Annotated in this window: 28 protein-coding genes; 17 read left to right on the top strand and 11 right to left on the bottom strand. The window is 55.3% G+C overall.

All coding sequences use genetic code 11. The features are described 5' to 3' along the window. The first annotated feature begins 29 nt into the window (after positions 1-29). Both SBO83_RS09010 and SBO83_RS09015 read left to right on the top strand, forming a co-directional pair. Positions 30-446 carry a secondary thiamine-phosphate synthase enzyme YjbQ gene (locus tag SBO83_RS09010; protein ID WP_353503504.1) on the top strand — a complete coding sequence of 139 codons (417 nt, stop codon included), beginning with the start codon at positions 30-32 and terminating at the stop codon, positions 444-446. Between the two features lie 5 nt (positions 447-451). Next, positions 452-805, top strand: a complete 354-nt coding sequence (locus tag SBO83_RS09015) for an MmcQ/YjbR family DNA-binding protein (RefSeq protein WP_396131263.1) — start codon at positions 452-454, stop codon at positions 803-805. Between the two features lie 4 nt (positions 806-809). On the opposite strand, the gene SBO83_RS09020 is transcribed toward SBO83_RS09015, so the two are convergent. Then, entirely contained in the window at positions 810-1,739 is a 930-nt protein-coding gene (locus SBO83_RS09020) for a pyridoxamine 5'-phosphate oxidase family protein (RefSeq protein ID WP_396131264.1), read from the bottom strand. A 33-nt stretch (positions 1,740-1,772) separates the two neighbouring features. Then, positions 1,773-2,393 carry a glutathione S-transferase N-terminal domain-containing protein gene (locus tag SBO83_RS09025; RefSeq protein ID WP_396131265.1) on the bottom strand — a complete coding sequence of 207 codons (621 nt, stop codon included), beginning with the start codon at positions 2,391-2,393 and terminating at the stop codon, positions 1,773-1,775. 100 nt (positions 2,394-2,493) lie between these two features. Here SBO83_RS09025 and SBO83_RS09030 point away from each other — a divergent pair, with 100 nt between their 5' ends. Further along, positions 2,494-3,390, top strand: a complete 897-nt coding sequence (locus SBO83_RS09030) for a LysR substrate-binding domain-containing protein (protein ID WP_396131266.1) — start codon at positions 2,494-2,496, stop codon at positions 3,388-3,390. Positions 3,391-3,445: 55 nt separating this feature from the next. On the opposite strand, the gene uvrA is transcribed toward SBO83_RS09030, so the two are convergent. After that, on the bottom strand, positions 3,446-6,301 hold the full coding sequence (gene uvrA / locus SBO83_RS09035; protein WP_353503499.1) for an excinuclease ABC subunit UvrA: 2,856 nt from the start codon (positions 6,299-6,301) through the stop codon (positions 3,446-3,448). 324 nt (positions 6,302-6,625) lie between these two features. On the opposite strand from uvrA, the gene ssb1 reads away from it, so the two are divergent. Further along, complete coding sequence (ssb1, locus tag SBO83_RS09040; protein ID WP_353503498.1) at positions 6,626-7,162, top strand: single-stranded DNA-binding protein SSB1; 537 nt, start codon at positions 6,626-6,628, stop codon at positions 7,160-7,162. 148 nt (positions 7,163-7,310) lie between these two features. Further along, positions 7,311-7,886, top strand: a complete 576-nt coding sequence (locus SBO83_RS09045; RefSeq protein WP_396131267.1) for a DUF1349 domain-containing protein — start codon at positions 7,311-7,313, stop codon at positions 7,884-7,886. Between the two features lie 15 nt (positions 7,887-7,901). Here SBO83_RS09045 and SBO83_RS09050 read toward each other — a convergent pair whose 3' ends face one another. Beyond that, a complete protein-coding gene (locus tag SBO83_RS09050) occupies positions 7,902-8,387 on the bottom strand; it encodes a hypothetical protein (RefSeq protein ID WP_396131268.1) in 486 nt (161 codons plus the stop codon). Between the two features lie 152 nt (positions 8,388-8,539). Between SBO83_RS09050 and SBO83_RS09055 the strand changes: the two genes are divergently transcribed. Both SBO83_RS09055 and SBO83_RS09060 read left to right on the top strand, forming a co-directional pair. Then, positions 8,540-9,997, top strand: a complete 1,458-nt coding sequence (locus tag SBO83_RS09055) for an aldehyde dehydrogenase family protein (protein WP_396131270.1) — start codon at positions 8,540-8,542, stop codon at positions 9,995-9,997. After that, the gene (locus tag SBO83_RS09060; protein WP_396131271.1) at positions 9,997-10,953 is read left to right on the top strand and encodes an AraC family transcriptional regulator; all 957 of its coding nucleotides are present in this window, start codon (positions 9,997-9,999) and stop codon (positions 10,951-10,953) included. Before SBO83_RS09055 ends, SBO83_RS09060 begins: the two co-directional genes overlap by 1 nt. A 3-nt stretch (positions 10,954-10,956) precedes the next feature. On the opposite strand, the gene SBO83_RS09065 is transcribed toward SBO83_RS09060, so the two are convergent. Continuing rightward, complete coding sequence (locus SBO83_RS09065) at positions 10,957-11,850, bottom strand: LysR substrate-binding domain-containing protein (protein ID WP_396131273.1); 894 nt, start codon at positions 11,848-11,850, stop codon at positions 10,957-10,959. A gap of 139 nt (positions 11,851-11,989) precedes the next feature. On the opposite strand from SBO83_RS09065, the gene SBO83_RS09070 reads away from it, so the two are divergent. The 3 genes from SBO83_RS09070 to SBO83_RS09080 all read left to right on the top strand — a co-directional run bounded on the left by SBO83_RS09070 (position 11,990) and on the right by SBO83_RS09080 (position 13,586). Next, entirely contained in the window at positions 11,990-12,733 is a 744-nt protein-coding gene (locus SBO83_RS09070) for an SDR family oxidoreductase (RefSeq protein WP_396131275.1), read from the top strand. Between the two features lie 260 nt (positions 12,734-12,993). Next, a complete protein-coding gene (locus SBO83_RS09075) occupies positions 12,994-13,242 on the top strand; it encodes an AbrB/MazE/SpoVT family DNA-binding domain-containing protein (protein ID WP_353503490.1) in 249 nt (82 codons plus the stop codon). Then, a complete protein-coding gene (locus SBO83_RS09080) occupies positions 13,242-13,586 on the top strand; it encodes a type II toxin-antitoxin system PemK/MazF family toxin (RefSeq protein ID WP_324254481.1) in 345 nt (114 codons plus the stop codon). The genes SBO83_RS09075 and SBO83_RS09080 overlap by 1 nt, the downstream gene beginning before the upstream one ends. Positions 13,587-13,605: 19 nt before the next feature. On the opposite strand, the gene SBO83_RS09085 is transcribed toward SBO83_RS09080, so the two are convergent. Continuing rightward, positions 13,606-14,514, bottom strand: coding sequence for a DMT family transporter (locus SBO83_RS09085; RefSeq protein WP_353503489.1), 909 nt, complete (start codon positions 14,512-14,514; stop codon positions 13,606-13,608). Positions 14,515-14,694: 180 nt separating this feature from the next. On the opposite strand from SBO83_RS09085, the gene SBO83_RS09090 reads away from it, so the two are divergent. The 3 genes from SBO83_RS09090 (at position 14,695) to SBO83_RS09100 (ending at position 16,862) form a co-directional block, all read left to right on the top strand. Next, the gene (locus SBO83_RS09090) at positions 14,695-15,573 is read left to right on the top strand and encodes an AraC family transcriptional regulator (protein ID WP_353503488.1); all 879 of its coding nucleotides are present in this window, start codon (positions 14,695-14,697) and stop codon (positions 15,571-15,573) included. Positions 15,574-15,642: 69 nt separating this feature from the next. After that, a complete protein-coding gene (locus SBO83_RS09095; protein WP_396131276.1) occupies positions 15,643-16,173 on the top strand; it encodes a GNAT family N-acetyltransferase in 531 nt (176 codons plus the stop codon). Positions 16,174-16,238: 65 nt separating this feature from the next. Beyond that, the gene (locus tag SBO83_RS09100; RefSeq protein ID WP_396131277.1) at positions 16,239-16,862 is read left to right on the top strand and encodes a glutathione S-transferase N-terminal domain-containing protein; all 624 of its coding nucleotides are present in this window, start codon (positions 16,239-16,241) and stop codon (positions 16,860-16,862) included. A 90-nt stretch (positions 16,863-16,952) separates the two neighbouring features. Here the strand turns inward: SBO83_RS09100 and SBO83_RS09105 are convergent, their stop codons facing one another. Next, the gene (locus SBO83_RS09105) at positions 16,953-18,065 is read right to left on the bottom strand and encodes an SDR family oxidoreductase (RefSeq protein ID WP_396131279.1); all 1,113 of its coding nucleotides are present in this window, start codon (positions 18,063-18,065) and stop codon (positions 16,953-16,955) included. Positions 18,066-18,558: 493 nt separating this feature from the next. On the opposite strand from SBO83_RS09105, the gene SBO83_RS09110 reads away from it, so the two are divergent. Beyond that, a complete protein-coding gene (locus SBO83_RS09110) occupies positions 18,559-19,416 on the top strand; it encodes a PA4780 family RIO1-like protein kinase (protein ID WP_353503484.1) in 858 nt (285 codons plus the stop codon). 91 nt (positions 19,417-19,507) lie between these two features. On the opposite strand, the gene SBO83_RS09115 is transcribed toward SBO83_RS09110, so the two are convergent. Beyond that, complete coding sequence (locus SBO83_RS09115; protein ID WP_396131280.1) at positions 19,508-20,248, bottom strand: molybdate ABC transporter substrate-binding protein; 741 nt, start codon at positions 20,246-20,248, stop codon at positions 19,508-19,510. A 43-nt stretch (positions 20,249-20,291) separates the two neighbouring features. Next, positions 20,292-21,371, bottom strand: a complete 1,080-nt coding sequence (locus SBO83_RS09120) for an ABC transporter substrate-binding protein (protein ID WP_396131282.1) — start codon at positions 21,369-21,371, stop codon at positions 20,292-20,294. A 180-nt stretch (positions 21,372-21,551) separates the two neighbouring features. Between SBO83_RS09120 and SBO83_RS09125 the strand changes: the two genes are divergently transcribed. From SBO83_RS09125 to SBO83_RS09135, 3 genes are all read left to right on the top strand, one after another. After that, positions 21,552-22,004, top strand: a complete 453-nt coding sequence (locus SBO83_RS09125; RefSeq protein WP_396131284.1) for a GNAT family N-acetyltransferase — start codon at positions 21,552-21,554, stop codon at positions 22,002-22,004. 96 nt (positions 22,005-22,100) lie between these two features. After that, positions 22,101-22,889 carry an inositol monophosphatase family protein gene (locus SBO83_RS09130; RefSeq protein WP_396131285.1) on the top strand — a complete coding sequence of 263 codons (789 nt, stop codon included), beginning with the start codon at positions 22,101-22,103 and terminating at the stop codon, positions 22,887-22,889. Between the two features lie 73 nt (positions 22,890-22,962). After that, entirely contained in the window at positions 22,963-23,301 is a 339-nt protein-coding gene (locus tag SBO83_RS09135; RefSeq protein WP_185689159.1) for a nuclear transport factor 2 family protein, read from the top strand. A 108-nt stretch (positions 23,302-23,409) separates the two neighbouring features. Here the strand turns inward: SBO83_RS09135 and malG are convergent, their stop codons facing one another. Next, on the bottom strand, positions 23,410-24,300 hold the full coding sequence (malG, locus tag SBO83_RS09140) for a maltose ABC transporter permease MalG (protein ID WP_034793391.1): 891 nt from the start codon (positions 24,298-24,300) through the stop codon (positions 23,410-23,412). Positions 24,301-24,319: 19 nt separating this feature from the next. After that, entirely contained in the window at positions 24,320-25,867 is a 1,548-nt protein-coding gene (gene malF, locus SBO83_RS09145) for a maltose ABC transporter permease MalF (RefSeq protein WP_396131286.1), read from the bottom strand. Between the last annotated feature and the right edge of the window lie 64 nt (positions 25,868-25,931).

Here is a 25,931-nt window from a genome sequence, read left to right on the forward strand (position 1 = left end):
AACGAGCAACCGTTTTGATAGGAGACTCTATGTGGCATCAGCAGACCTTCACCCTTAGCGCGAAATCGCGAGGTTTTCATTTAGTGACCGACGAAGTGCTCAGTCATATTCAGCGTCTGCACGAAGTGCAAATCGGCCTGTTGCATCTGTTTATCCAGCACACCTCGGCCTCGCTGACCCTTAATGAAAACTGCGATCCCACCGTGCGAGTGGACATGGAGCAGCATTTCATGCGCAGCGTGCCGGAAAACGCGCCCTATGAGCACGATTACGAAGGGCGAGACGACATGCCGGGTCACATTAAATCATCACTATTGGGTGCATCATTAATGCTGCCCGTTTCGAAGGGCAAACTGGTGTTGGGCACCTGGCAAGGCATTTGGCTGGGCGAACACCGGATCGACGGCGGACAGCGCCGGATCGTCGCTACCTTGCAAGGGGAATGAGAAAAATGACCAATGAGGAATTACTCGATTATTGTCTGGGGAAGCCGGGCGCGGAGGCCACGCAGAATACCCAGCGCGGTGCTAACCAAATTAAAGTGGCGGACGTGATGTTTGCCATGTTCTGCGAATGCAACGGGCGGCAGGCTATTTCGCTCAAAACCAGTGCCGAATTGGCCGACGACTTGCGGGCCAAGCACGACTGCGTGATCCCCGGCGATAAGCTGAATAAGGCGCACTGGAACACCATTTATATCGATGGCGACTTGCCGGACTCGCAGTTTTACTACCTGATAGACGGCTCCTATCAGCTGGTGGTAGCTTCTCTGCCTGAATCAGCGCGCCACGGTTTAGGCGCGTAGCGCATTACCACTGCCCGGTGCCGAGCGAGGCGGGTGAATACTCCACGTTACGCCCGCGCCAAGGCAGTGCCTGACGGAAACGCCACGCCCGCTGGACATCGACACACCAATAACGCTGGGCTCCTTCGGGGCCTTTAATCGTTTCTGGCTGCCAGACAATCTCCGTGGTGCCCTGCAAGTGCAGAATATCGCCAGTGTCGAAGTCGGGGAACAGTAGGGCGGCGCGCGGTTTCGCCAGAAGATTACCCAGCGTATTCATAAAGTTATTGCCAACGAAGTCGGGGATCCACAGGCGATTGCCGTCTATCTTCACAAAGCACGGCTGCCCGCCGCGATGGGAGACATCCGCACCGCCCTGCGCCTTTTCACTGTAGGCGTGAGAAGCCACAAACAGAGTGTCGGCGCGGTGGATCAGCGCTCGCGCTTCATCATCTAACTGGGCTAAATCCTCTCTGGCGGCAGGCGGCGTTGCGCTGTCCACGGGGTAGATCTCGCGGATCTGAATGTATTTCGGGCAGTTGCCGAAGCTTTGATCGACAGCGATCTCAATACGGTTTTTATCCATCCGGCCGATCCGCCCGTTGGCTCGGTTACGGCGGCGGTTGGAGAAGTCGATGCCCAAAATGCCAATCTCTTTACCGGAAAACATAGCATTCAGCGCCGGGTCATCCTGCCGACGCGGGGCGTTAATCCGCAGATGCGTGTCGTCTGGCGAGCTGACAAAGCCCGGCGGGCCGGTGAAGAGCGTCGCCAGCGGCCAGCCTTCATCATCAATGGTGGAAGCCAGCAGATAGGGCAAACCGGCGAAAAACGTCCGGTGCTGCTCTGGCATGGCGGCGCGGATTGGCGCGCTGGTGATATCAAACTGCGCCAAGGCCTGCGCCCGGCGTTCATCAGGGTGAAAAACATCATTCACGGCTAAGGATTCGCTCATTTTCCACCCCGACTTTTCTTCTTATTGTGGCCGTTACATCACTTCAGCAGGCAGCGCCAGCTCTGGCTGTGGCTGGTAGCCGGGCAGCTTTTCAATGCGGGCTAGCCAGCGACGAATCGACGGATAGTTGACTAGAGAAATGCCGCCCTCTGGCGCGGTTTTGACATAGCAGGAGCACGCCAGATCCGCGATAGTCGCTTTATCGGTCGCCAGAAATTCATGCTGACTCAGGTGCTCTTCCAGCTGGGGCAAAAACTTGCGTGCAACGGCAATCGCCGCGTCGTAGTGCTCCGGCGCTTTGAACTGCGTCACCATGCGGGCAGACGCCACGCCGTAGCGGATCTCGCCCGCCGCTTTTGACAGCCACTGTTGCACCTGGGCGGCTTCGACCGCGTCTTCCGGCAGCCAGTGGCTGTTCGGTGCATAGCGTTTCACCAGATAGACCAGAATGGCGTTGCTGTCCGTCAGCACCACATCGCCATCGACCAGCACGGGAACTTGCGCCATCGGGCTGAGCTTTTTGAATTCGTCGGTTTGGCGCAACGCCGCCGGCGCATCGATGGATTCGAACGGCAGGCTGAGCATGTTGAGCAGTAACACCACGCGGTGGCAGTGACCAGACAGCGGGGTTCCGTAAAGTTTAATGTGGGGCATGGTGATTCTCCTTGTTCGGGTTAACTCCAGATTACTCTTGCAACAAACAAAGTGAATCCGCCAATATTGAAATATACCCTTGCAGTAAGTGGAATAATATATGGACCGTTTGGACGAGCTGGAAATTTTCGTGGCGGTGCTGCAACACGGCAGTCTGGCCGAGGCGGCGCGTAAAACGCGGCGCTCCGCTCCCGCCATCACCCGCGCCATCGCCTCACTTGAGCAGCGATTTGGTGCGCGATTGGTTGAACGCACCACGCGACGCCTCGCGCCGACCGAGGCCGGGGCGCGGCTGGCAGAAAAGGCCCAGTTGCTGATTGGGCACTACCAGGATGCCCTGCTCGACACCGCCGAAACCCAGCTCAGCGGCCTGCTGCGTATCACCGCGCCGGTGCAGTTTGGCCGTAAACACATTGCCCCGCTGGTGATGGAATTCCTCACGCTGCATCCCGATATGCAAATCGAAATGCTGCTCAATGACCGCAATGTGGACCTGATTGACGAAGGTCTGGATTTGGCGATTCGCATTGGGCATCTGGAGGATTCGGGCAAGGTGGCACGCAAGGTGGGAGAGGTGACTCGCATGCTAGTGGCGAGTCGTGAGTATGTGGCTAAGCACGGCCAGCCGCGTGAACCCGCCGAGTTAACCGAGCACCAAATCATTCTCAGCACTTTAAAATCCCCGCGCCGGGAATGGCGTTTTGGCCCGAGGGAGGATGGCCTGCGCGTTAAGCTTTCGCCCCGTTTGATGTTTAACGAAGTGGAGTCCCAGCTGCTGGCGGTACGCGCCGGGCACGGGATTGCGCGCCTGCTGAGTTATCAGGTGGCTGACGATTTGGCTGCTGGGACCATGATGAGATTGTTGCCCAACGACGAGCCGCTGCCGATGCCGGTGCAATTGGTGGCGCAAAAGGTGGAAAGGATGCCGCGCAAGGTGAGAACGTTTTGGGATTTTGCCTGTGACAGGCTGGGGCAGTTACCGCAGATTCATACTTGATTTGAAGGCAGGAGGATCACCCCTTCTCCCAAAGCAGGAGAAGGGGTGAGAAGCATTAGGCCGATTTCTTGGCTTTCTGCTTGTGATGCTCAAGGATAGGCTTGAGGAAGCGCGCGGTGTGCGACTCTTTGCACTCCGCTACGGTTTCCGGCGTGCCGGAGACCAAAATCTCGCCGCCGCCGCTGCCGCCTTCCGGGCCTAAATCGACAATCCAATCCGCCGTTTTAATCACGTCCAGGTTATGTTCGATTACCACGATGGTGTTGCCTTGGTCACGCAGCTGGTGCAATACCGCCAGCAGCTGCTGGATATCCGCGAAGTGCAGACCTGTGGTCGGCTCATCCAGAATATACAGCGTCTGGCCGGTGCCGCGTTTCGACAGCTCGCGCGCCAGTTTCACACGCTGGGCTTCACCACCGGACAGCGTAGTGGCTGACTGGCCAAGGCAAATGTAAGTCAGGCCAACGTCCATCAGGGTTTGCAGCTTACGCGCCAGCGCAGGAACGGCGTCGAAGAAATCACGCGCTTCTTCGATAGTCATTTCCAGCACTTCGTGAATGCTCTTGCCCTTGTACTTAATTTCCAGCGTTTCGCGGTTATAGCGTTTGCCTTTGCACTGGTCGCACGGCACATAAATGTCCGGCAAGAAGTGCATTTCGACCTTAATCACGCCATCGCCCTGACAGGCTTCGCAGCGCCCGCCCTTGACGTTAAAGCTGAAACGCCCAGGGTTGTAGCCGCGCGCACGTGACTCAGGCACGCCGGCAAACAGCTCGCGAACCGGAGTGAAAATGCCGGTATAAGTGGCCGGGTTAGAGCGCGGAGTACGGCCGATTGGGCTTTGGTCGATGTCGATAACTTTGTCGAAGTGCGCCAGACCGTCGATTTCACGATAAGGTGCCGCTTCGGCGATGGTCGCGCCGTTCAGCTCGCGCTGGGCCAGCGGGAACAGGGTGTCGTTGATCAGCGTCGATTTACCCGAGCCGGACACGCCGGTGATACAGGTAAACAGGCCCACCGGCAGCGTCAGGGTGACGTCTTTCAGGTTGTTGCCTTTGGCACCAGACAGCTTCAGCACTTTGGTGGGGTCGGCCGGGACGCGTTTCTCTGGCAGCGCGATTTCACGTTTGCCGCTGAGGAACTGGCCGGTCAGCGAGGCTTCCACCGCCATGATTTGGTCCACCGAGCCTTCTGCCACCACTTCACCGCCGTGGACGCCAGCGCCCGGACCGATGTCGATGACATAATCTGCGGCGCGGATCGCATCTTCGTCGTGCTCGACCACAATCACCGTGTTACCGAGGTCGCGCAGGTGGATCAGGGTTTCCAGCAGGCGTTCGTTATCGCGCTGATGCAGGCCGATTGACGGCTCATCCAGCACGTACATCACGCCCACCAGACCAGCACCAATCTGGCTTGCCAGACGGATACGCTGCGCCTCGCCGCCGGACAGGGTTTCTGCCGAGCGCGAGAGAGAGAGGTAGTTCAGCCCGACGTTGACCAAGAATTTCAGGCGGTCGCCAATCTCCTTCAACACTTTCTCAGCAATTTTGGCGCGCTGGCCGCTGAGTTTCATGTTTTGGAAGAATTCCATCGCATGACCAATGCTGAAATCAGAAATCTGTGGCAGCGTGGTCTCCTGCACAAACACGTGGCGCGCTTCTTCGCGCAGGCGGGTGCCTTTACAGGACGCACATGGGCGGTTGCTGATGTATTTGGATAACTCTTCGCGCACCGCGCTGGACTCCGTCTCTTTATAACGGCGCTCCATGTTGTGCAGCACGCCTTCAAACGGATGGCGACGAATCGAGGTGTCACCGCGATCGTTAATGTATTTAAACTCGATGGTGTCCTTGCCGGAGCCGTGCAGGATGGCGTGTTTTACGTCGCTGCTCAGCTCGCTATAAGGCGCTTCCACGTCGAATTTATAGTGCTCGCCCAAGGAGCGCAGCATCTGGAAGTAGTAGAAGTTGCGGCGATCCCAACCACGGATTGCGCCACCCGCCAGCGAAAGCTCTGGGTTTTGCACCACGCGTTCAGGGTCGAAGAACTGCTGTACGCCTAAGCCGTCACAGGTCTGGCAGGCACCGGCCGGGTTGTTAAACGAGAACATGCGCGGTTCCAGCTCGCTCATGCTGTAGCCACAAATCGGGCAAGCAAAGTTAGCGGAGAACAGCATCTCGTCGGCTTTCGGGTCATCCATATCGGCGACCACGGCGGTACCGCCGGACAGCTCCAGCGCGGTTTCGAAAGATTCCGCCAGACGCTGGGCGATGTCTTCGCGCACTTTAAAGCGATCCACCACCACTTCAATGGTGTGCTTTTTCTGCAACTCCAGCTTCGGCGGATCGGACAGATCACAGACTTCGCCATCAATACGGGCGCGGATGTAACCCTGCGCCGCCAGATTTTCCAGCGTCTTGGTGTGCTCGCCTTTACGATCTTTGATGATGGTCGCCAGTAGCATCAGGCGCTGGCCTTCCGGCTGCGCCAGCACGTTGTCGACCATCTGGCTGACGGTCTGTGCTGACAGCGGCACATTGTGGTCCGGGCAGCGCGGCTCACCCACGCGGGCAAACAGCAGGCGCAGGTAGTCGTGGATTTCAGTGATGGTACCGACCGTCGAACGCGGGTTGTGCGACGTGGATTTCTGCTCAATCGAAATCGCCGGAGAAAGACCTTCAATATGGTCAACGTCCGGTTTTTCCATTAAGGATAAAAATTGGCGAGCATAGGCTGACAGCGACTCAACGTAACGACGCTGGCCTTCCGCATAGAGAGTATCAAACGCCAGTGAGGATTTACCTGAACCCGATAAGCCGGTGACAACAATCAGTTTGTCGCGCGGGATAATCAGGTTGATATTCTTGAGATTATGGGTGCGTGCGCCCCGAACTTCGATCTTATCCATTCATCATTCCCGGATTAACGTGATAGCTCACCGTGCCGATGGCCGTCGCTCAATCTGTATCGCGGCGGTCAACGAATCGGGCACAGAGAAAGAACATAACGGGCAATTATGACACAAAATAAATCTCCTCGCACAAGAAAACCTGAATGTATATCCAGTATCCCATGTAACGATCGAGGGTTTCATAAACAAACTGGAATGAATCTTCCAAGGAATGACATCCTTGGTACGGACGCTACGTTTTATGGTTATAATGGCACAAAGTGAATTCCTCACCTTCAAACTGTGGTTTCAACCACGACATACATCATCAGGAGAATCCACATGGCCAGCAGAGGCGTAAACAAAGTCATTCTCGTCGGTAACTTGGGTCAAGACCCAGAAGTCCGCTACATGCCTAACGGCGGCGCCGTAGCCAATATCACTCTGGCGACATCTGAAAGCTGGCGCGACAAAGCGACCGGCGAGCAGAAAGAAAAAACTGAATGGCACCGCGTGGTGTTGTTCGGCAAGCTGGCTGAAGTGGCAGGCGAATACCTGAAAAAAGGCTCTCAGGTTTACATTGAGGGTGCACTGCAAACCCGTAAATGGACCGATCAGGCTGGCGTTGAAAAATACACCACCGAAGTGGTTGTTAACGTGGGCGGCACCATGCAGATGCTTGGCGGTCGTGCCGGCGGCGGCGCACCAGCAGGCGGCGGTCAGGCTTCTGGCGGCCAGAGCGGTTGGGGCCAGCCTCAGCAGCCACAAGGCGGCAACCAGTTCAGCGGCGGTCAGCAAGCTCGCCCAGCTGCGCAAAACAACGCGCCAGCGCAGAACAACGAACCACCAATGGATTTCGATGACGATATCCCGTTCTGATCCTTTGCCCTCAGCGGCAATATGACTCAGAAACTATGGTCCTTCAGCACTTGGGTCCATAAACAAAGAAGCCCCGAAAGGGGCTTTTTTGTTTTTTCGGCCATCCCCTCTATCCTTACCTTTTCACTCTTTAGCCCAGGAACAGCCCATGAATTCTACTCCTCGCTGGATTAACCCGCCGCAACAGTGGTCGGAGCAAGATGGCGTGCTGCGCGCCGTGACTGATGACACCACCGATTTTTGGAGCAATACCTGGTACGGCTTCAACCGCTTTAGCGGGCATGTTTATGGCTGGGACGTGGCAGAGGACTTCACCCTACAGGTGCGGGTGCGCAGTGATTTCACCACGCTGTACGATCAGGCGGGCATCATGGTGACTGCCGACGAGAGCCACTGGCTGAAGGCGGGCATCGAGTTCAACGACGGCCAACCGATGATTGGTAGCGTGCTGACCAATGAGAATTCTGACTGGGCGACGGGGATTTTTTCTGGCGATCCGCGAGATTTTTGGATGCGCGTCACCCTGACCGAAGGCTGCTTGCGGGTGCAATACTCCACGGATGGCCGGGTCTGGCCGCTGCTGCGTTTATGCCCATTCCCCGGCGCGAAAAGCATTCACGCTGGCCTAATGTGTTGTACGCCGCAGCGTGCCGGACTGGCAGTGGAATTCAGCGACATCAGCCTCACCAAAGCGTTGAAAAAAGAGCTGCACGACTTGTCGTAAATTCAGGTTGTAGACTTACAGCTCGAACTTCGCGCCTTGCACCACAATCTCTTCGAACTGCAAATGGTGCATGAATTCGCGCAGGATCAGCAGCGTGGCGGCGAAGTCATTGCCCTCGGGGATGCCTTCAAAGCTGGCCGGTCGGCCATTAATCACTAAGGCCAGACGATCAAAAGTGCGCTCCACGGCCTCCACCGACAGCGGCATCTGTTCATTTTCCGCCACTCCGGCCAGCCGCGCGATCGCACGAATGTCGTTATCACTGCTGCTCACTCGCGCCCCTGACGGGATGTCGTGGCGTACGCGCATCAGCTCGTCTTCCACCACCATAATGGCATTTTCCAGCTCGGCGGGCGTGGGCGGCGTATGGCGAAAATAGGCCAGCGAGGTGAGCTGGGAACCCAGTGTCAGCAGCAAGTGGAGGTCTTCGCGCCCGGCGGTGCGGACAGTTATCTCAGTCTGTTCAGGGCCAATATGCAGTAATACGCTGGATGTGGTCATCGCTCTTCATACTCCAATTATTGATGATTCAACTTACTCCCGAACAGCAGGATTAGGCAATCCTTCCACAGTATCGGTCTACCGCTGATTTCCCTCCGCCACCTAACATGATTGTTCATTCACTGAGCGGCTTGGCCGCAGCGGAGTCATTCATGTCATCCCCAACGATAAAGCAGATCAACCAGATTTATATCAACGGCCAGTTTGTCATCCCGCACGGCAGCGAAGTGATGGACCTGATAAACCCGGTGACCGAGCAGGTGGTCACGCAGGTGCGTCTGGCGGATGAAGTTGATACCCAGCGGGCGATTGCCGCCGCCAAAGCGGCTTATGTCAGTTACTCCCAGACCAGCAAAGCCCAGCGTATCCAATATTTGCAACAATTGCATGACGCCGTGCTGGCGCGGGCCGATGAGCTGGAAGCCGTGATGATCGCCGAATACGGCGGCGCGGGCTGGATGGCAAAAGGCACGGTAGCGCGCGCCTCCGGCGCTTTCCTGCAAACTATCAAACTGCTGCAAGAGTACGATTTTGTTCGCTATGTCGGGCAGGCTAAAGTAGTGATGGAACCCATGGGCGTCGTCGGCCTGATCACGCCGTGGAACGCCAACTATGGCTTTATCACCAACAAAATGGCGACGGCTCTGGCGGCGGGAAGCACGGTGGTGATCAAGCCGAGCGAGCTGAGCGCGGCGCAGACGCAAACCATCACCGAATGCCTGCACGACGCCGGACTGCCGCCGGGCCTCTTCAATATCGTCACCGGGCGTGGCGACGTGGTCGGCGCAGAAATCACTCGCCACCCGGACATTGCCAAAATCTCCTTTACCGGTTCAACGCTGGTGGGTAAAACCATCGCGCGCGGCGCGGTGGACACCATGAAACGCGTCACGCTCGAGCTGGGCGGTAAGTCGGCCAACGTGATTCTTGAAGATGCCGATTTGGAAAAAGCCATTCCTCTGGCGCTGACCATTGGCACCATCAATAGCGGGCAGGCCTGTCTGGCCGGGACTCGCCTGCTGGTGCCGCAGAGCCGTTTTGAAGAGGTGAAAGCGCAGATTAAACGCACGATTGGTCAGCTTACCGTCGGCGACCCGGCCAAGAGCGATGTTTTCATCGGCCCATTAGTCACCGCCAAGCAGTATCAGCGCGTGCAAAACTACATTCGTCAGGGCGTGGCCGAAGGCGCAGTGCTGCTGTGCGGGGGCGAAGGGCGCCCAGAAGGGCTGGAGAGCGGCTATTTCGTCAAACCGACGGTGTTCGTCAACGTGACGCCTGAAATGACCATCGCCCGCGAAGAGATCTTTGGTCCGGTTATCTCAGTGCTGACCTACAATAACGTTGAAGAGGCCATCGCCATGGCTAACGACACGGTCTATGGCCTGCACGGCTACGTGAGTGGCCAGAACCTTGAGCAAGCGCGCTACGTGGCGTCGAAAATCGTCGCCGGGCGGGTGTTCATCAACGGTATGTACGACGTGCCCGATGCGCCGTTTGGCGGCTTCAAGCAGTCGGGCATGGGCCGAGAATTTGGCACCTATGGGCTAGAGGCGTATCTTGAGCCAAAGAGCATTGTTGATGACCAACCGCTAATAACGAGCAACGCATAATGAATCGACAGCCAGAGAGTCCGCCAACAAGCCGTTCACATCTCGAGGATTCGCCGACGCTGCACAAGCTGCGTCAGCGGGTAACGGCCTGCTATGCCGGTCTCGACGCCAGTGAAGTGACGCTGCAAACCGCGCTGCCCTGGCTGTCTTTCATTCGCTACGCCGAGCCGACCGACATGAAGAAGGGCATGCTGGAACCCGCGGTGTGCATGGTGTTACAGGGTGGAAAGCGCGTGCTGATCGGCCAGGAAGTGACGGATTACGGTGCGGGCAGCTACGTGCTGGCCGCCATTGATATGCTGATTGCCGGGCAAGTGACGCGGGCGACGCAGGATGAGCCTTACCTTGGCGTACGCATTGACCTGAATATCCCGGAAATGGCCGACCTGCTGATCGACATGAAAGTCGCGCCGCCCACAGGGCAAGGCAGCAGCGTGGCGGCCTATGTGGCCCATTCTGACGAGCAGTTACAGGACGCGTTTTTACGGCTGATTAGCATGCTCGACAACCCGCAGGAGCTGCAGGCATTGGGCGGACTGGTGAAAAAGGAGATCTTCTATCGGCTGATCACTAACCCAAAATGCGATGCGTTTTACCACCACCTGCTTTCCTATTATCAGGGCAAAGGGGTGAGCGACGCGGTGATATGGATTAAACAGAACTTCACCAAACCGCTGCGCATGGAGGAGTTAGCCAAGCTGGTGGGCATGAGCGTCTCCAACCTGCATCATCGCTTCAAGGCGCTAACGGCCATGAGTCCGCTGCAATATCAAAAGCAAATTCGCCTGCTGGAAGCGCGACGTTTGCTGTTGGCGGGGGACCTCGACGCCGCCACGGCGGCTTTTCAGGTCGGTTATGAAAGCCCTTCGCAATTTAACCGTGAGTATCGCCGCTCTTTTGGCGCGCCGCCGTTGCAGGACATTGAACAGCTCAGGCTGGTCAGCATGGTGCTGTAACATTTACTGATTTCTGGTCGCAAACTCCTTCACCATCCAGTCAATAAACACCCGCACTCTTGGCGACAGCTGGCGGTTACGCGGGTAAAGCAGGGAAACTTGCATCGAAGCAGGGGGGAACTGCGGCAAAATCTGCACCAATGCGCCGGTTTGTAAGTCCTCGGTTAAACCATATTTCGGCACCTGAATAATGCCCAGCCCGCGTCTGGCGGCTTCTTTCATGCTCTCTGCGCCGGTCACCGAAAGCGTGGTGGGCAGGGTCATTGAATGCACTTTGCCCTCAACGTTGAACACCAGTGGCAATAAGCCGCCAGTGGCGGTCGAGCGATAGCCAATCATCTGATGTCCCTGGAGATCTTCCAGCGTTTTTGGCGTGCCGACGCGCTGCAAATAATCAGGGCTGGCGCAGGTTATCTCTTCAAGCTGCCCCAGCGATCGCGCCACCATATCGCTGTCTTTTAGCTCACCGGCGCGGATCACGCAGTCGATGCCTTCGCGTACCAAATCCACCAAGCGATCCCCTTCGCTCAGCACCATTTCTATGTCGGGATAGCGCGCCAGAAACTCCGGCAGGCCCGGCAGGACGAAGTAGCGTGCCATGGTGCCGTGCACGTCTACCCGCAAAATCCCCTTGGGTTGTGCTCCGGCAAAAGCCATCTCGGCCTCCTCGACGTCAGCTAAAATCCGCAAACAGCGCTGATAATAAGCTTCACCATCCAGCGTCGCGCTGACGTGGCGAGTGGTGCGCTGCAACAGCCGGACATTCAGCCGCTGCTCCAGCTGCTTGATGGCGTCGGTGACGGTTGAACGTTTTAAATCCAGATCCTGCGCGGCCTGGGTAAAACTGCGCAGTTCTACCACGCGGGTGAACAGCCGCATGCTGTCGAGTTTATCCATCTTTGGCTCTCTTTATTGTTCGAGTTATTCGGATAGTGTTAACGAATATTAGGTAATTATTCGAAAAGTTCAATGGACTACTCTCTGTTCAACGGTGAGCAACGCTGCTGACTAATTAATCAATGACGAGGAAGAGAACATGACAACCACAGCTCAAAACAAAGTGGCTTTAGTAACGGGCGCGTCACGGGGCATCGGCGCGGCGATTGCAGAACGTTTGGCGAAAGAGGGGTTCACCGTGATTGTGAACTACTCCCGTGGTGCTGAAGCCGCTGACGCGTTGGTGCAGAGAATCGAACAGGCGGGTGGCCGCGCAGTGAGCGCACAGGCAGACGTGAGTGACTCTGCGGCTGTGGCAAAAATGTTTGCCAGCGCCGAGCAGGCTTTCGGCGGCATCGACGTGTTGGTCAATAACGCGGGCGTAATGCCGCTGTCGAGCATTGCTGATACTGACGATGCCACCTTCGACAGCCTGATTGATATCAACCTGAAAGGCACCTTCAACACCCTGCGCGAAGCGGCGAAAGGCATGCGTAACGGCGGCCGAATCATTAACTTCTCTTCAAGCGTGGTGGGCCTCTACCAGCCAACGTACGGCGTCTATGCTGCCACCAAGGCGGCGGTGGAAGCCATGAGCCGGGTGTTAACCAAAGAGCTGCGCGGGCGCCAAATCACCGTCAACTCGGTAGCTCCAGGCCCAACGGCCACTGACCTGTTCTTCAACGGTAAGTCAGAGCAACTGATTGAAACCATTTCAAAAGTGGCTCCTCTGGAACGCCTCGGCCAGCCAGAAGATATTGCCGCCGTGGTTGCCTTCTTGGCTGGTCCTGATGGTGCATGGATCAATGGCCAGACGCTGCGCGCTAATGGCGGCATCATCTAAATCCCCTTCATCCCCGTCATACTTCGAGTTGTGGGGGTGTTGGCTGCGCTCGCTCACCCCGGTCACATGGATGGCCGCACCGAGTTGTTCCGCCGTATTGGGTTGGAAGATTTGTTGAAGCCTGCGATGTAAGATCGTTTATTGCAGAATTTTATCTGAAGGCAGATCTGATATTTAAATGATAAAGCCCGTCACTGCATAGTCAGCGGCGGGCTTTATTGCGTATACTCCTTGTAGATACATTGATGAAGGAATATACGATGCGAACACAAGCTACATTACAGAAATGGGGTAACAGCATTGCGCTCAGGCTGTCAGGAAATTTGAAGTCGATTCCACAGTTTGAAGAAGGGGATGTCGTAGACGTCGAAATTACGGAAGAGGGTTTGCATATTCGTAAAGCCGAGAAGAAAAACGTGACGGAAGCAGATTTACTGATGGGATTGAGTGCCTACACCGCCCATGCGGATGAATTGGTAGAACCTAAGGACAGGGAGTTAGATTTTTGATTTATATACCCAAACGCGGAGATATTTGCTGGCTGGATTTTGAGCCGACGAAAGGCAAAGAAATAGGGAAGTACCGTCCAGCCCTTATCCTCTCTCATGAAACTTACAGCACCGTCACTGGCTTGGTGATATGTACACCGATCAGCAGCAGTATTCGGGGAGCGCCGACGGAAGTATTGGTCAATAACCTTGAAACTCCTAGTGTTGTCGCCACCACGTTAATTCACACACTTGATTGGCGGCAGCGTAAGGCCAAGTTTATTGTCCGAGCTGAACCTCAGCTTTTTGATGATGTACTTGCCAGAATCATTCCGCTGATTGGTGGAGAAAGTCTATTGGCCTGATCCCTCAGGCCAACCAGATTTAACTCAATGCTTTATCCGTTTTACGCCATCCGCTGAACCAGTTAGGTTTGGCGAACATCACGAAATTCCCCAGCAGGATCATGCCGAGCCCAATCACTGCGTTAACGTGCCACTGATAGCCTTCGCCGAAAGTGGAGACAGTTAGCGCCACCAGTGGGAACAGCAGGGTGCTGTAAGCCGCTTGGCTGGCCCCGATACGCCCGACCAGGCTGAAATAGATGCCGAACGCCACTACCGAGCCGAACACGGCGAGGTAAATCAGTGAGCCGATATACTGCGGCGTCAGGTCGATGGCGAAGGATTCACCCTGCGACAGAGCCAGCGCGCCAATCACTGCGGTGCCATAAAACATCGCGTAAGTGTTGGTGGAGAACACGTCCAGCCCGCGATTTTTGTGGCGGGTGCTGATCATATTGCCCAGCGAGAAACCGTAGGTGCCGAGCAGGCTCAGGCCAATGCCTTTTAGTAATTCTGGCGCGATATGGGACGCGGAAAGGTCGTGCCAGAACAGGGTCACAATGCCCGCCAGACCGAGGATAGAAGCCGGGATCAGGGTTGGCGCGAGCTTTTGGCGGAAGAACAGCATGCCGTTAAAGGCATTGAACAGCACTGACATGGAGAAAATCACCGATTCCAGCCCGGTGCTAATATAGGCTGCAGCATGGTAGAAGCAGTAGAAGTTGAAGCTGAACACGCAGCAGCCCTGCACCATGCAAAACAGGTGGTCGCGCAGCGGCAGGCGGCGCAGGCGACGGGTTGCCAGCATGACAATCAGCATCAGGATGGCGGCCAGCAGGAAACGATAAAAAATAGAAACTGACGCAGGAACATCACCTTGCTGAAGATAAATAGCAAACCACGTCGTGCCCCAGACCAAAATAATCGAAATATATAACAGCGCGTTCATGTTCAATCCCCGGTATAGAAAGGCGGAATTCTGCGGCATTTGCCGCGACCGCGCTTGCACCGGGCTGCTGGGGTTTGCATATTCTTGCGCTTTTTTTTCCGGGCGAAAGCTCAAAAACTGGCCTCCGTACCCGCCAAACCGTTACACTTAGCGCTCTCATTCATTCCGACGGTGCGCACCATGGGCAAGGTTTATCAGGCGTTCGAAACGCTCAGGAAGCATCATGCTGTCCTGCACGACAGCGTGGAGTTAGGCTCTGGTATTAAGCTCGCCGCCTGGTCGAACAAGAATGACTGCGTCACGCAGGAGAATCCTGACCACCATACTCTGAGCCTCTACGTGGCGGATGGCTATGAAACCTATCATAAAACGCGCTCCGGCTGGCGGAACGGCGGTGGCCCGGATCGCTTTTGCATCATGCCCAAAAATAATGTGTCGAGTTGGGACGTGCGCGACGATCTCTCCTTCGTGCATCTGTATTGCAGTGATGAGCATCTGCTGCATTTGGTCGAGCAGACGTGGGAACGCACACCAGCGAGCATTCAATTGGAAGAGCGAACTTTTGCCGAAGACCCGCAAATCACGCTGCTCTATCGCCAGTTTTTGCTCAGCAGCCAGTGGCAGGAGCGCAGTAACCACCTGATGCTCAGCAGTGCATCCACGCTGCTGATGGCCCATCTGGTGAAAAACTACACCCAGCTACAGTGGGCCTTGCCGACGGTGCGCGGCGGGCTGTCGCCTGCGGTACTTAACCGGGTAAAAGAGTATATTCACGCCAATCTTTCCCAGTCGCTGCTCTTGGCCGAGCTGGCGGCCTTGGCGGAGCTGAGCGAATTCCACTTTGCCCGCATGTTCAAACAGAGCATGGGCATGGCGCCCCATCAGTATGTGATGAATGCGCGGCTGATTCAGGGCGAGAACTTACTGCGCGGCAGCGCGCTGGACGTCACGGCCATTGCGCTGGAGTGCGGCTTCAGCTCGACCAGCCATTTTAGTAACCGTTTCAAAGCCATGCGCGGTATCACGCCGACCGAACTTCGCCAGCAAATCTTGCGCTAAAAAGTCCATTCCCTCCCCACGTATTTCAGTGTTAGCTTATGATTTAGTGAAATTTAATGAGCCAACCCCATGCTGACTTCTGCCCCCGTTTTAGAAACTGAACGCCTTATCCTGCGCGGCCACCGCGTGGAAGATTTTGACGCCATTGCCGAACAGTGGGCCAACCCCGACGTGGTGAAATATATCGGCGGCACGCCGTCCAGCCGCGAGGCCAGTTGGAGCCGCTTATTGCGTTATCCGGGTCACTGGCAGATGCTGGGCTTTGGCTATTGGGCCGTTTGTCTGCGTGACGGCACCTTTGTTGGTGAAGTCGGTATTGCGGATTATCAGCGCGATATCACCCCCTCGCTGGAAGGTTTGGCCGAGATGGGCTGGGTGATCTCCCCGGCTTTCCACGGCAAAGGCTATGCGCTGGAAGCCGCGCAGAAAGTGCTGGAGTGGGCCGACACCCACCTCGACCGCCAGCTCTGCTGCATCATTGCGCCAGAGCATGTGGCTTCGATTCGCCTCGCCGAGAAGTGTGGCTTTGTGGCGGAAACCGACACCGAATATTACGGCAGCCCGACCCGCATTTTTAAACGTGCGGGGCCGCGTTTTTAACTCTTTTTATGGGTCACCAGATCCACATTGATGTTCACATTGTCTGCTGTCTATCAGGAGGTATCATGTTGAAATTATTGGGTAAGGCGTCATCTATCAATGTCCGCAAAGTGCTGTGGACCTGTCATGAGCTAGGGCTGGATTATTTACGCGAGGACTACGGCAGCGGATTTCAGTCCACCGAAACCCCTGAGTTCAAAGCATTAAATCCCAATGCCATGGTGCCGGTGCTGATCGACGGCGATTTTGTGCTGTGGGAATCCAACGTGATTTGCCGCTATCTGGTGGCGCGCGAAGGGCGTGAGGATCTGCTTTCGGCAGATATAAAAACCCGCGCCCTGGCCGAGCAGTGGATGGACTGGCAGGCGGGCGAGTTGAATAACTCTTGGCGCTACGCCTTCCCGGCGCTGGTGCGTAATAGCGCGCAGCATCAGGACCCGGCGTTAATTGAAGCCGGAGTGAGTAACTGGAATCGGCATATGCAGATTTTGGAAGCGCAGCTACAAAAAAGCGGTGACTACGTGCTGGGAGACAGCTTCACGCTGGCGGATATCCCGCTGGGCCTGTCGGTAAACCGCTGGGCGATGACCCCGATGGCTCGCCCGGCGCTGCCTGCGGTGGAGGCTTACTACGAAAGATTGAACCAGCGCGAAGGTTTCCGGCTGTTTGGTCGCAACGGAATGCCGTAAGCGAAAAATTTGTCGCTAAAAGCCCGCAATAAAAAATCCCGCGCAAAAATATAACGCGGGATTTTTATTTTCAGCGGTTTCTCTGAACGCTTATTTAAAATCAACCATCATCAGTTCGGAGATGGTTTGACCGTGCGTGGAGCTAACGCACTTATCGATATAGTTTTTAAATGGCATAGGTTTTGGCAGGCCCATGTCCATTACACGACGGTTATCGAATTTGACGTTTAATTCCGCGAAGCTGCCGTATAATTTAATGGCGCGTAAAATAATCTTATCATTGCACGGGCCAAGGATATCTTTGAACTGCTTGCGAATACCAATGAAGTCTTGATAAGTCGTTTGTTTATATTCATTAACGGCCGCTGGCGTATTGCTGGCTTTGGCGACACAAATATCTATTTCATGGAAAGGCGTGGACATATCGCCGGATGAAATATGATAGAAATCGTGCTGAATATCGCTATTCAGGCAGAGATTGACCAATACCATGGCGCAATAATCCACCGGAATAACGTCAATTCTATCTTCCAACGTACAGGGGAATTTCTTCAGTTTTAGCGCCATCAGGAACACCCAGAAAATACTGCTGGATGGGCGACAACCAAACTGAGTGTGGCCGACGATAATTGACGGGCGCGCCACGACGAAGGGCATATCAGGACACTCTTGGCGGATCAGATTTTCAATCGCACGCTTGGACGCCGTGTACTGCACCAGATCTTCGTTATGGGCGTTGTCGGGCATATCTTCATAGAAGATACTGTCTTTATCTGGCATGGAGGCCATGGCGGTGCCCACGTGGACAAAGCGTTGCAGGCTTTTTACCTGTGCCATACGTTTAGCAAAAGCCAGTGAGCCATCAACGTTCACTTTCCATAGCACCGGGTTATTACCGAATGATGCGATAGCGGCGCAGTTGATCACGTGAGTAATGTCATCAAGGCGCGGATCGTTAATAAAACCTTCAGGTTCGCCGAGATCGCCAATCAAAATAGAGTCTTCGGTGATAACGGAAAGCTGTTGTTCGGTTAAATCGAATTTTTGCAGATTACTAATAATACGTTTACGGCCAGCCAGATTATCGTCGGCCCTGACTAATAAAAGTAATTGAAGGTTATCCATAGCGACGTGACGAATAATATGTTCAACCACTGCGCCACCCACGAAACCTGATGCGCCGGTAATTAAAATATTTGGCATGACTGTTACCTATAACGAGAAAGTTCCGGCACAGTACCACTCTCATACTAAACGATATGTATACCAACGCGGGTGATAAATAAACTATAGTTAAACGAAGTGCGGGGGTAAATAATGGGGTTTATCATTACTAATATATTCTTGATATTAATTTACACGCATTTTTACAGATGGAAATAATGAATGTTTATTAATGCTTAATAAATAGCAGGGTGGGGTAAATAAACAAACCCTTCCAGCTTATCTTTTCTGACAGGTTCTTTGATGAGCGCACTGCCCTTAGCTGGCATAAGCATCAGTTTGTGCAGGAAGTGATCACTAAGATAAACTGACGGAAATCCCCCGTCGTAGTCAGGTGTTGTTTGCGGCGGAGTGTTACAGTATGCATTACGAAATGGGGGAAGTGAGCCGCAGGCCGCTCTCTCATCAAAGTTCACGAAGGGAATATTGCGCTGGTGATTCCCTCGCGCGAGTAAATAAGGTACAAGGCTGCATGAAAATCCCAAATAGAATCCAACCTCTGGTGGATGACGGCCTGATAGACGATGTGGTCCGTCGACTGAAAAGCGGCAAAGAAGCCGACGTTTACACTGTACTTTGCGGTGAAGAGATCCGTTGCGCCAAGGTTTACAAGGAAGCCACCCAGCGTAGTTTTAAGCAGGCGGTGCAGTATCAGGAAGGGCGTAAGGTTCGCAACAGCCGCAGTGCGCGTGCGATGCAAAAAGGCTCGAAGTTCGGTCGCAAGCAGCAGGAAGAAACCTGGCAGACCGCCGAAGTCGACGCGCTTTTCCGCCTCGCTAACGCCGGGGTGCGCGTGCCACAGCCTTACATCTGTCTCGACGGCGTGCTGCTGATGGAGCTGATCACCGATGCCGAAGGGCTGGTGGCGCCGCGCCTGAGTGACGTGATGCTTACGCCAGAAGAGGCGGTGGCTGACCACGACACTATGATCCGCAATATCGTGCGCATGCTCTGTGCCGGTATCGTTCACGGTGACTTGTCAGAATTCAACGTGCTGATGGACGCCAACGGGCCGGTAATTATCGACTTACCTCAGGCGGTTGACGCCTCGGCCAACAACCACGCCGAATCTATGTTCGAGCGCGACGTGAATAACATGCGCAGCTACTACGGCCAGTTTGCGCCGCAGCTGCTGGAGACGCGCTTCGCCAAAGAGATTTGGGCGCTGTATGAAGACGGCAAACTGACGCCGGAAAGCGTGCTGACGGGTCACTTTGTGGAAGACACTTCGAAAGCCGATGTGGATTCGCTGCTGGATGAAATTATTGCCGCAGAAGATGAATATTATGATCGCCAGCGTGCGCTGAAGGAACGTGATTTCAACGATTGATCTAGCAAGATTGCAATAAGAAGGGCGCAAGCAGAGAACCCACTTCGCGCCCGACGACATCGCTTTGACCAAGCTTAAAACAGTTCCCCGGTTATTCCCGCATTACCGAGTCCCGCCCGCAAAAACCGGCATTCTGTATCAGGTGCTGGCCTTGGTCAGACAGAATAAATTCCGCCAGCGGCTTGGCCTTCTCCGTACAGGTCGCCAGCGCGTAGTTGGCCCGCACGTTGTAATCCGCCGGAATGTTAAACACCCGCAGTTTATCGTTTTCACGCAGCAATCTGGCATAGCTGGTGTAGCCGATAAACAGGTCAGTCTGTCCGCTGCAAATCAGCCATTCTGACGCCAATTTGCCTTTGGGTACCACGGCACTGTTGGGGCCGCCAACCAGTCTTAGCGCTTTATTACGCAACCCCTCGCCAGAACCCGGATGGCGGCGCTCAATCTCTTCGAACATCTGCAAGGTGTAATCCCCCGACGGGTCGCTTTGCGGCGTCGAGGTGGCGAGGCGAAAACGAGAGTCGAGAAGCACGGTCAGCCAATTCAGGCCGTCCAGCTCTGGCGTATCACGCGCCACCAGACAGAGGCTGTTGCCGCAGAAGGTATTCACTTCCAGCGCGCGGCCCTGCTGCTGGATGGCCAGCGGATGAGCAGTGTTGGCGGAGGCGAAGAGATCGGTTTTCTCCCCCTGCTCAATGCGCTGGCGCAATAGCCCGGCGGGTCCAAATTCGGTTTTTACTTTCGTGCCGGTGGCTTCGGTAAAGGCTTGCGTCAGCTGCTCCCACACCAGACGCAGACTGCCCGCCGCCAACACGTTGATTGAATTTGCCATCTCTTATTCTCCTTTATTATTTTATCGCCTCACCGTGACGGCATCAGGGGCGAGGCTGGCTCCCTTTCTGCTCGGCTTGACTGACATAGCTCGTACGGTAGAAACGCTGATAATAGTCATCTGCCTGTTTCTGCATATTGATGTCGGTAAACTTTTGTGGATAAAGCTTTTTCGCCATCCACAGTTCGCCAATCGCCAGCGCTTCGGGCATCGGGTAACCCCAGGCTTTGGCGTACTCCGGCATCAAATACACGCGATGGTTCTTCACGGCGTCGATGGCCTGCCATTTCGGATCGTTATTAATTTGATCCACCACTTCCGGATAGCGATCTTGCACGAAGATCACCTGCGGATCCCACGCGATCACCTGTTCCAGCGCCACCTGCTTGAAGCCTTTCACCGTCGCGGCGGCGACATTCATCGCACCGGCATGGGCCATCATCAGCCCGGTATATTTGCCCGAGCCGTAGGTGGTTAATTCAGGATTGGCCATGTAAGTGCGTATACGCTGATCGGCAGGAATGTCTTTCAAACGCTGGCTAACAATCTGACGCTGAGAAAAAGTATAGTCGATCAATGCCGCGGCCTGTTTTTGGCGGTTCACAACCTCGCCAATCAGTCGGATGCCTTGCTTAAGCCCGTTGTCGTAAGCCTGATCCTCGTTGTCGAGGGTCGGATTGAGTTTTCCCGCCTGATCCTTGGCATCTTCGCGCAGGGAAATAGCCACCACCGCAACGCCGGTATGGCTAATCTGGTCAATCATCTCCTGCGGCGCGTAGTTGGTGACGAACACCACCTGCGGGTGCAGCGCCACCAGGCTTTCCAGATTCACACTGGTCAGGTCGCCGACCTGCGCCTTGCTATCAAGAGACGGGGCCAGACGCTCATAGCCATCGCCCAGCTGTTTTTTCCAGTTATTGAGCACGCCGACGATGTCGTCCGTGGCATCAAGCTGCGCCAGCAGGTTGAGCGTCTGGTGTTGCAACACGACGACGCGATCGACTTTATCGGGAATCGTCACCTTACGGCCTAACTGGTCGGTAATCTGGCGGGAAGCCCATGATGAAAGTGGAGCAAAGCTCAGCGCAAGGCCAAGCAGCAAAATTGAACGGAAAGCGCGCACGTTATGATCCTCTGGTTCGTTGTGAAATGGATTATATAACGGGGCGGCTTAACAAAATATGACCAAAAGTGGGGAGATGAAACAGAAAACGCAGAGCAACGGAAAGCAAAAAAATCTAGCAACGCGCAGAGGACCAGAGGCGCTATATTGGTAAGCCTTTCGACACTCATCGGAGAACCTATGTTAATCATTGCGGCGGTTGACCCTTCTACGTCAGGATTTGATGCTCTCTGCGCCGAAAGTCAGCGCGAGGGGCAACGCATGCTGGTGCGCCTGCGTGACAACTGGCGCTCTGGCGCCAACCGTTTTGCCCTAAAGGGGGAGATGCTCAACGGGGCATTTTTATTGCAGCAGGGCAGCGATGAGCGCCAACTGGTGGGCATCTGCGGGCGCAATATCGACCCCTTTGCCAACTCGCCGCGCATTGGCCGGGTGCGCCATCTGTTTGTGACCCGCGAGCTAAGGCGGCAGGGCGTCGGCCAGCTGCTGATGACTCACCTGCTGGCCGATGCGCCAGACTACTTCGACCTGCTCAATACCCATGCCCCGGAGAGTGCCGACGCCTTCTACCGCAGTTTGGGGTTTGTGCCGGTGACGGATGACCCCAATGTGACCCATCGTTTGACGCTCTAACGGCGGATTGTCATATTTTGTTCATCACTCAGAGGGCATGCTGTGGCCAATTTTTATTTTTGCTCAAGCAAAACGGGATGAAATTCAGGGACAACGATGATTAACCAAGACATGTCACCACGTCTGGCCAAGGCCAGCCAGATTGCCGCGCAGGCCGCCGAGCTGGCGCTAAACTACTTCAACCGCCGGGATGAGATTCAGGTCAGTAGCAAAAAAGTGCAGGATTTTGTCTCACAGGCCGATGTCGCCGTGGAGCAATTTATCCGCGCGCAGCTGGCCGAGCATTTCCCGCAAGATGCCATTATTGGCGAAGAGCTTGGCGGCACGCTGACCGACGCGGCCTGCTGGGTCATTGACCCTATCGACGGTACCTCGAACTTCCTGCGCGGTTCGCCGCTGTGGGGCGTGTCGCTGGGACTGGTGGAGGGCAGAAAGCCGGTGATTGGCGTGGTGGCGCTGCCGGTGCTTAATGAGCAGTTTGCGGCGGAAAGCGGCAAAGGCATCTTCCTCAACGGCGAGTATTTTGTCCGCGACAACCGTTTTGGCGACGTGCAGATCCTCTCCCTCGGCGACAGTTCCGACGACCGCCTCGATGACGCCGCCAGCTTCTACCAAGGGCTGCGCGCCGCCGATTGGTCTGTACAGTGTTATCGCTGCACCACCGTGGGCATGGTGTTTGCCGCCAAAGGGGTGATTGACGGCCATCTGCAGCGCCGCACCACCCTGTGGGATATCGCCGGAGGCGCGGTGCTGTGCCAAGAGGCCGGGCTGGAAACCGTGGTCAACTTCTGCGATGAAGGTATTCGCGGCTTGTCGGTCGCCAGCGGCACTGCCAGCTTGATGAGCACGGTCAGAGGCCTGTGGGATTTAAAACCTCGGGATTGACATATTGACTGCATCAATAGATATTGAATTTCCATTCAAATAATAAGAATTTTTATTCAATATCGGAGTTAGTATGTCTTCACCTTTATTGCCTGTTGAACAGCAGTTTTATGCCTATAACGAGCACGACTTAGAAAAGTTCGTCGCCTGTTTCAGTGAAACTTTCAAAGGGTTCCGTATGCCTGCCACCGAGCCTTCGACCGTCGGCAAGCAGCAGTTACGTGAGTTTTATGCTAATCACCGCTTTAATAACCCGAAGCTGCGGGCTGAATTAATATCCCGTTCGGTGCTGGGCAATAAGGTGTTTGACCACGAACGCATTCACGGCATTAATGAGCAGCCCATCGAAAGCGTCGCGGTGTTTGAAATTGAAAATGGCCTGATTGAAACCGCGTGGTTCTACTTCGCGTAACGGCTTCTAAACCAGATGAAAAAAGGCGACTTTCGCAAGTCGCCAATAGTTCAGACACAGAGGTTGTTGAGAAATACAGCCAAATAACACCAAGCGCATTGCAGTAAACTAGCCCTTCACCCCGCCCGCCGTTAATCCTCCCACCAGCCAGCGTTGTGCAATCAGGAACACCGCCGTGATAGGTATCGCAGACAGAATTGCCGCCGCGGCAAAGTCGCCCCACAGGTAGTTTTGCGGGTTGAGATATTGCTGCATGCCGACCGCCAGCGTGTAGCTATTGACGTCGCGCAGCAGCAGAGACGCCACCGGCACTTCGGTGATCGCGGCAATAAACGACAGAATAAACACCACCGCCAGAATCGGCACCGACAGCGGCAACAGCACCAGCCGGAAGGCCTGCCACGGCGTCGCGCCGTCGAGCGAGGCGGCTTCTTCCAGTGAATTATCAATGGTTTCGAAGTAGCCCTTAATGGTCCAGACGTGCAGCGCGATGCCGCCCATATAGGCGAAAATCACCCCGCCGTGGGTGTTCAACCCGAGGAAAGGCACATACTGGCCGAGGCGGTCGAACAGGGCGTAGAGCGCCACCAGAGAGAGCACCGCCGGGAACATTTGGAAAATCAGCATGCCTTTCAGCAGCGTGCTTTTACCGCGAAAGCGCATGCGCGCGAAGGCATAGGCGCAGGTGGTGGAGAGCGCCACAATACCAATCGCGGTGATCACCGCAATCTTGATGGAGTTCCACAACCACAGCATCACCGGGAAGGGCGGCGGCGTGACGCTGCCGTCGCTGTTGGTTACCGCCATACCCAGCGCCAGCTTCCAGTGATCCCAGGATATTTGCTCAGGAATGATGCTGCCGGTGGCGAAGTTGCCGGGCCGTAGCGAAATCGCAAATACCATCAGCAGCGGGAACAAGATCAGCGCCACAAAGCACAGCAGCAACACGTGAGTGACCAGCAGCCGGAGTTTTTGCGACTTAGGTTTAACCATGGGCATTTGTCTCTCTCCTTGTCGACTAGTCGAATTTCATGCGGGAAGCTTTCAGGTTGATCAACGCCAGCGCACCCACCAACAGGAAAATCAGTGTGGCAATCGCCGCCGCCAGCCCGAAATCTTGGCCTCCGCCGCCCTCAAAGGCGATGCGATAGGTGTAACTGACCAGCAGGTCGGTATGCCCGGCCGGGGTCGTGGTGCCAATCATGTTCGGGCCGCCGTTGGTCAACAGCTGGATCAGCACGAAGTTGTTAAAGTTAAAGGCAAAGCTCGCCAGCATCAGCGGTGCCAGCGGCTTAATAAGCAACGGGAAAGTGATACGGAAGAAGTTCTGCATCGGCGTCGCGCCGTCCATCGCCGAGGCTTCATACAGGTCATCAGGAATGGCCTTCAGCAGCCCCATGCACAAAATCATAATGTAGGGATAACCCAGCCACGTATTGACGATAATAATCATCGTCTTGGCGGTCAGCGGGTCACTAAACCACGCTGGCTTGATGCCAAACAGGCTGCTGAGCATCAGGTTGATTTCCCCGAAGCTTTGATTAAACAACCCTTTGAAAATCAAGATGGAAATAAAAGCTGGCACGGCATACGGCAGAATAAACAGCAGCCGATAAATGGCCTTGCCTTTCAGCTCCTCCCACTGCACCACGCAGGCCAGCACCATGCCCACGGCGGTGGTGAAAATCACCGTCAGCAGCGAGAAGATAATGGTCCAGACAAAGATAGACAGGAACGGCTTCTGGATGCCGTCGTCGTGCAGTACGCGCAGGAAGTTGGCCCAGCCGATATTCACCGTAAAGCCGGGACTGAGCTTCTCCGCCTGCCACTCGCCTTGGGCATTCACCGCCTGATAGAAGCCAGTTTGCATATTCGGGCGATACACCACGCCGCTCTGCACATTGGTCAGCTGTTTGCCATCTTCGGCGCGCTGGTACAGCGGCTGGCTGCCGGAAAACTGGCGCAGCGAGCTCATTTTCAGGCTTTCGCCACTCGGCAGCTTGGCAGTCAATTGCCCCAGCGCCTGACGGTTTTGGGTGACGACGCGCAGCCCGGCTTTTTCCCCCTCGGGCATGGCCTGCGGAGAGAGCGTTAAGGTTTGCGGCGTCGCCGGATTAAAAGCAAAGGGGACGGACACTAATATTTCGCCACTGTCTGGCGAGGTCAGGGCCAAGCGCCACTGGTCGGCGTCGGCGGGGAATAAGACGAACGGGTAGGCTTTATCAGCCTGAAACTGTCGGTCCATTAATACCGACTGCGCCCGTTCAAAGGTCAGTTGGTTGGTGCTGCTGTAGTTGGTGAAGGCGATGAAAATGGTACAAACCAGCGGGAACAGCACGAACAGCGACATACCGGCGAGGCCGGGATAAATATAGCGCCACGAGTAGGCGCGGCGGTTAGCATAAATATATAAGCCGACGCTAGAAAGCAGCAGCGTTAGCATGGCAAACAGCATCTCGCCCTGCGCGTACATCAGGACAATCAGGTAGCCGGTAAACAAGGCGAGCAGACTGACCACCAGCCATTTCACGCCACTGCCGATGCGCCCTTTTTTTCTGGCTGACATTCCGCTTTCTTGCATAGCACATCCCTTGTTACGCCGGGGCGAAGCTTCACCCCGGCGGGTTACG

Origin of the sequence: Ewingella allii (assembly GCF_044430645.1) — a bacterium.
GTDB classification, from domain to species: domain Bacteria; phylum Pseudomonadota; class Gammaproteobacteria; order Enterobacterales; family Enterobacteriaceae; genus Ewingella; species Ewingella allii.

What these genes read in the sequence shown, in the direction of transcription:
- SBO83_RS09045 (WP_396131267.1), top strand. Translation starts at nt 7,311, where the DNA reads ATGAATTCTACTCCTCGCTGGATTAACCCGCCGCAACAGTGGTCGGAG.
- SBO83_RS09125 (WP_396131284.1), top strand. Translation starts at nt 21,552, where the DNA reads ATGTTAATCATTGCGGCGGTTGACCCTTCTACGTCAGGATTTGATGCT.
- SBO83_RS09085 (WP_353503489.1), bottom strand. Translation starts at nt 14,514, where the DNA reads ATGAACGCGCTGTTATATATTTCGATTATTTTGGTCTGGGGCACGACG.
- SBO83_RS09065 (WP_396131273.1), bottom strand. Translation starts at nt 11,850, where the DNA reads ATGGATAAACTCGACAGCATGCGGCTGTTCACCCGCGTGGTAGAACTG.
- SBO83_RS09115 (WP_396131280.1), bottom strand. Translation starts at nt 20,248, where the DNA reads ATGGCAAATTCAATCAACGTGTTGGCGGCGGGCAGTCTGCGTCTGGTG.
- SBO83_RS09095 (WP_396131276.1), top strand. Translation starts at nt 15,643, where the DNA reads ATGCTGACTTCTGCCCCCGTTTTAGAAACTGAACGCCTTATCCTGCGC.
- SBO83_RS09030 (WP_396131266.1), top strand. Translation starts at nt 2,494, where the DNA reads ATGGACCGTTTGGACGAGCTGGAAATTTTCGTGGCGGTGCTGCAACAC.
- SBO83_RS09015 (WP_396131263.1), top strand. Translation starts at nt 452, where the DNA reads ATGACCAATGAGGAATTACTCGATTATTGTCTGGGGAAGCCGGGCGCG.
- SBO83_RS09105 (WP_396131279.1), bottom strand. Translation starts at nt 18,065, where the DNA reads ATGCCAAATATTTTAATTACCGGCGCATCAGGTTTCGTGGGTGGCGCA.
- SBO83_RS09050 (WP_396131268.1), bottom strand. Translation starts at nt 8,387, where the DNA reads ATGACCACATCCAGCGTATTACTGCATATTGGCCCTGAACAGACTGAG.
- ssb1 (WP_353503498.1), top strand. Translation starts at nt 6,626, where the DNA reads ATGGCCAGCAGAGGCGTAAACAAAGTCATTCTCGTCGGTAACTTGGGT.
- SBO83_RS09075 (WP_353503490.1), top strand. Translation starts at nt 12,994, where the DNA reads ATGCGAACACAAGCTACATTACAGAAATGGGGTAACAGCATTGCGCTC.
- malF (WP_396131286.1), bottom strand. Translation starts at nt 25,867, where the DNA reads ATGTCAGCCAGAAAAAAAGGGCGCATCGGCAGTGGCGTGAAATGGCTG.
- SBO83_RS09090 (WP_353503488.1), top strand. Translation starts at nt 14,695, where the DNA reads ATGGGCAAGGTTTATCAGGCGTTCGAAACGCTCAGGAAGCATCATGCT.
- SBO83_RS09135 (WP_185689159.1), top strand. Translation starts at nt 22,963, where the DNA reads ATGTCTTCACCTTTATTGCCTGTTGAACAGCAGTTTTATGCCTATAAC.
- SBO83_RS09010 (WP_353503504.1), top strand. Translation starts at nt 30, where the DNA reads ATGTGGCATCAGCAGACCTTCACCCTTAGCGCGAAATCGCGAGGTTTT.
- SBO83_RS09055 (WP_396131270.1), top strand. Translation starts at nt 8,540, where the DNA reads ATGTCATCCCCAACGATAAAGCAGATCAACCAGATTTATATCAACGGC.
- SBO83_RS09070 (WP_396131275.1), top strand. Translation starts at nt 11,990, where the DNA reads ATGACAACCACAGCTCAAAACAAAGTGGCTTTAGTAACGGGCGCGTCA.
- SBO83_RS09100 (WP_396131277.1), top strand. Translation starts at nt 16,239, where the DNA reads ATGTTGAAATTATTGGGTAAGGCGTCATCTATCAATGTCCGCAAAGTG.
- SBO83_RS09020 (WP_396131264.1), bottom strand. Translation starts at nt 1,739, where the DNA reads ATGAGCGAATCCTTAGCCGTGAATGATGTTTTTCACCCTGATGAACGC.
- SBO83_RS09060 (WP_396131271.1), top strand. Translation starts at nt 9,997, where the DNA reads ATGAATCGACAGCCAGAGAGTCCGCCAACAAGCCGTTCACATCTCGAG.
- SBO83_RS09110 (WP_353503484.1), top strand. Translation starts at nt 18,559, where the DNA reads ATGAAAATCCCAAATAGAATCCAACCTCTGGTGGATGACGGCCTGATA.
- malG (WP_034793391.1), bottom strand. Translation starts at nt 24,300, where the DNA reads ATGCCCATGGTTAAACCTAAGTCGCAAAAACTCCGGCTGCTGGTCACT.
- SBO83_RS09025 (WP_396131265.1), bottom strand. Translation starts at nt 2,393, where the DNA reads ATGCCCCACATTAAACTTTACGGAACCCCGCTGTCTGGTCACTGCCAC.
- SBO83_RS09130 (WP_396131285.1), top strand. Translation starts at nt 22,101, where the DNA reads ATGATTAACCAAGACATGTCACCACGTCTGGCCAAGGCCAGCCAGATT.
- uvrA (WP_353503499.1), bottom strand. Translation starts at nt 6,301, where the DNA reads ATGGATAAGATCGAAGTTCGGGGCGCACGCACCCATAATCTCAAGAAT.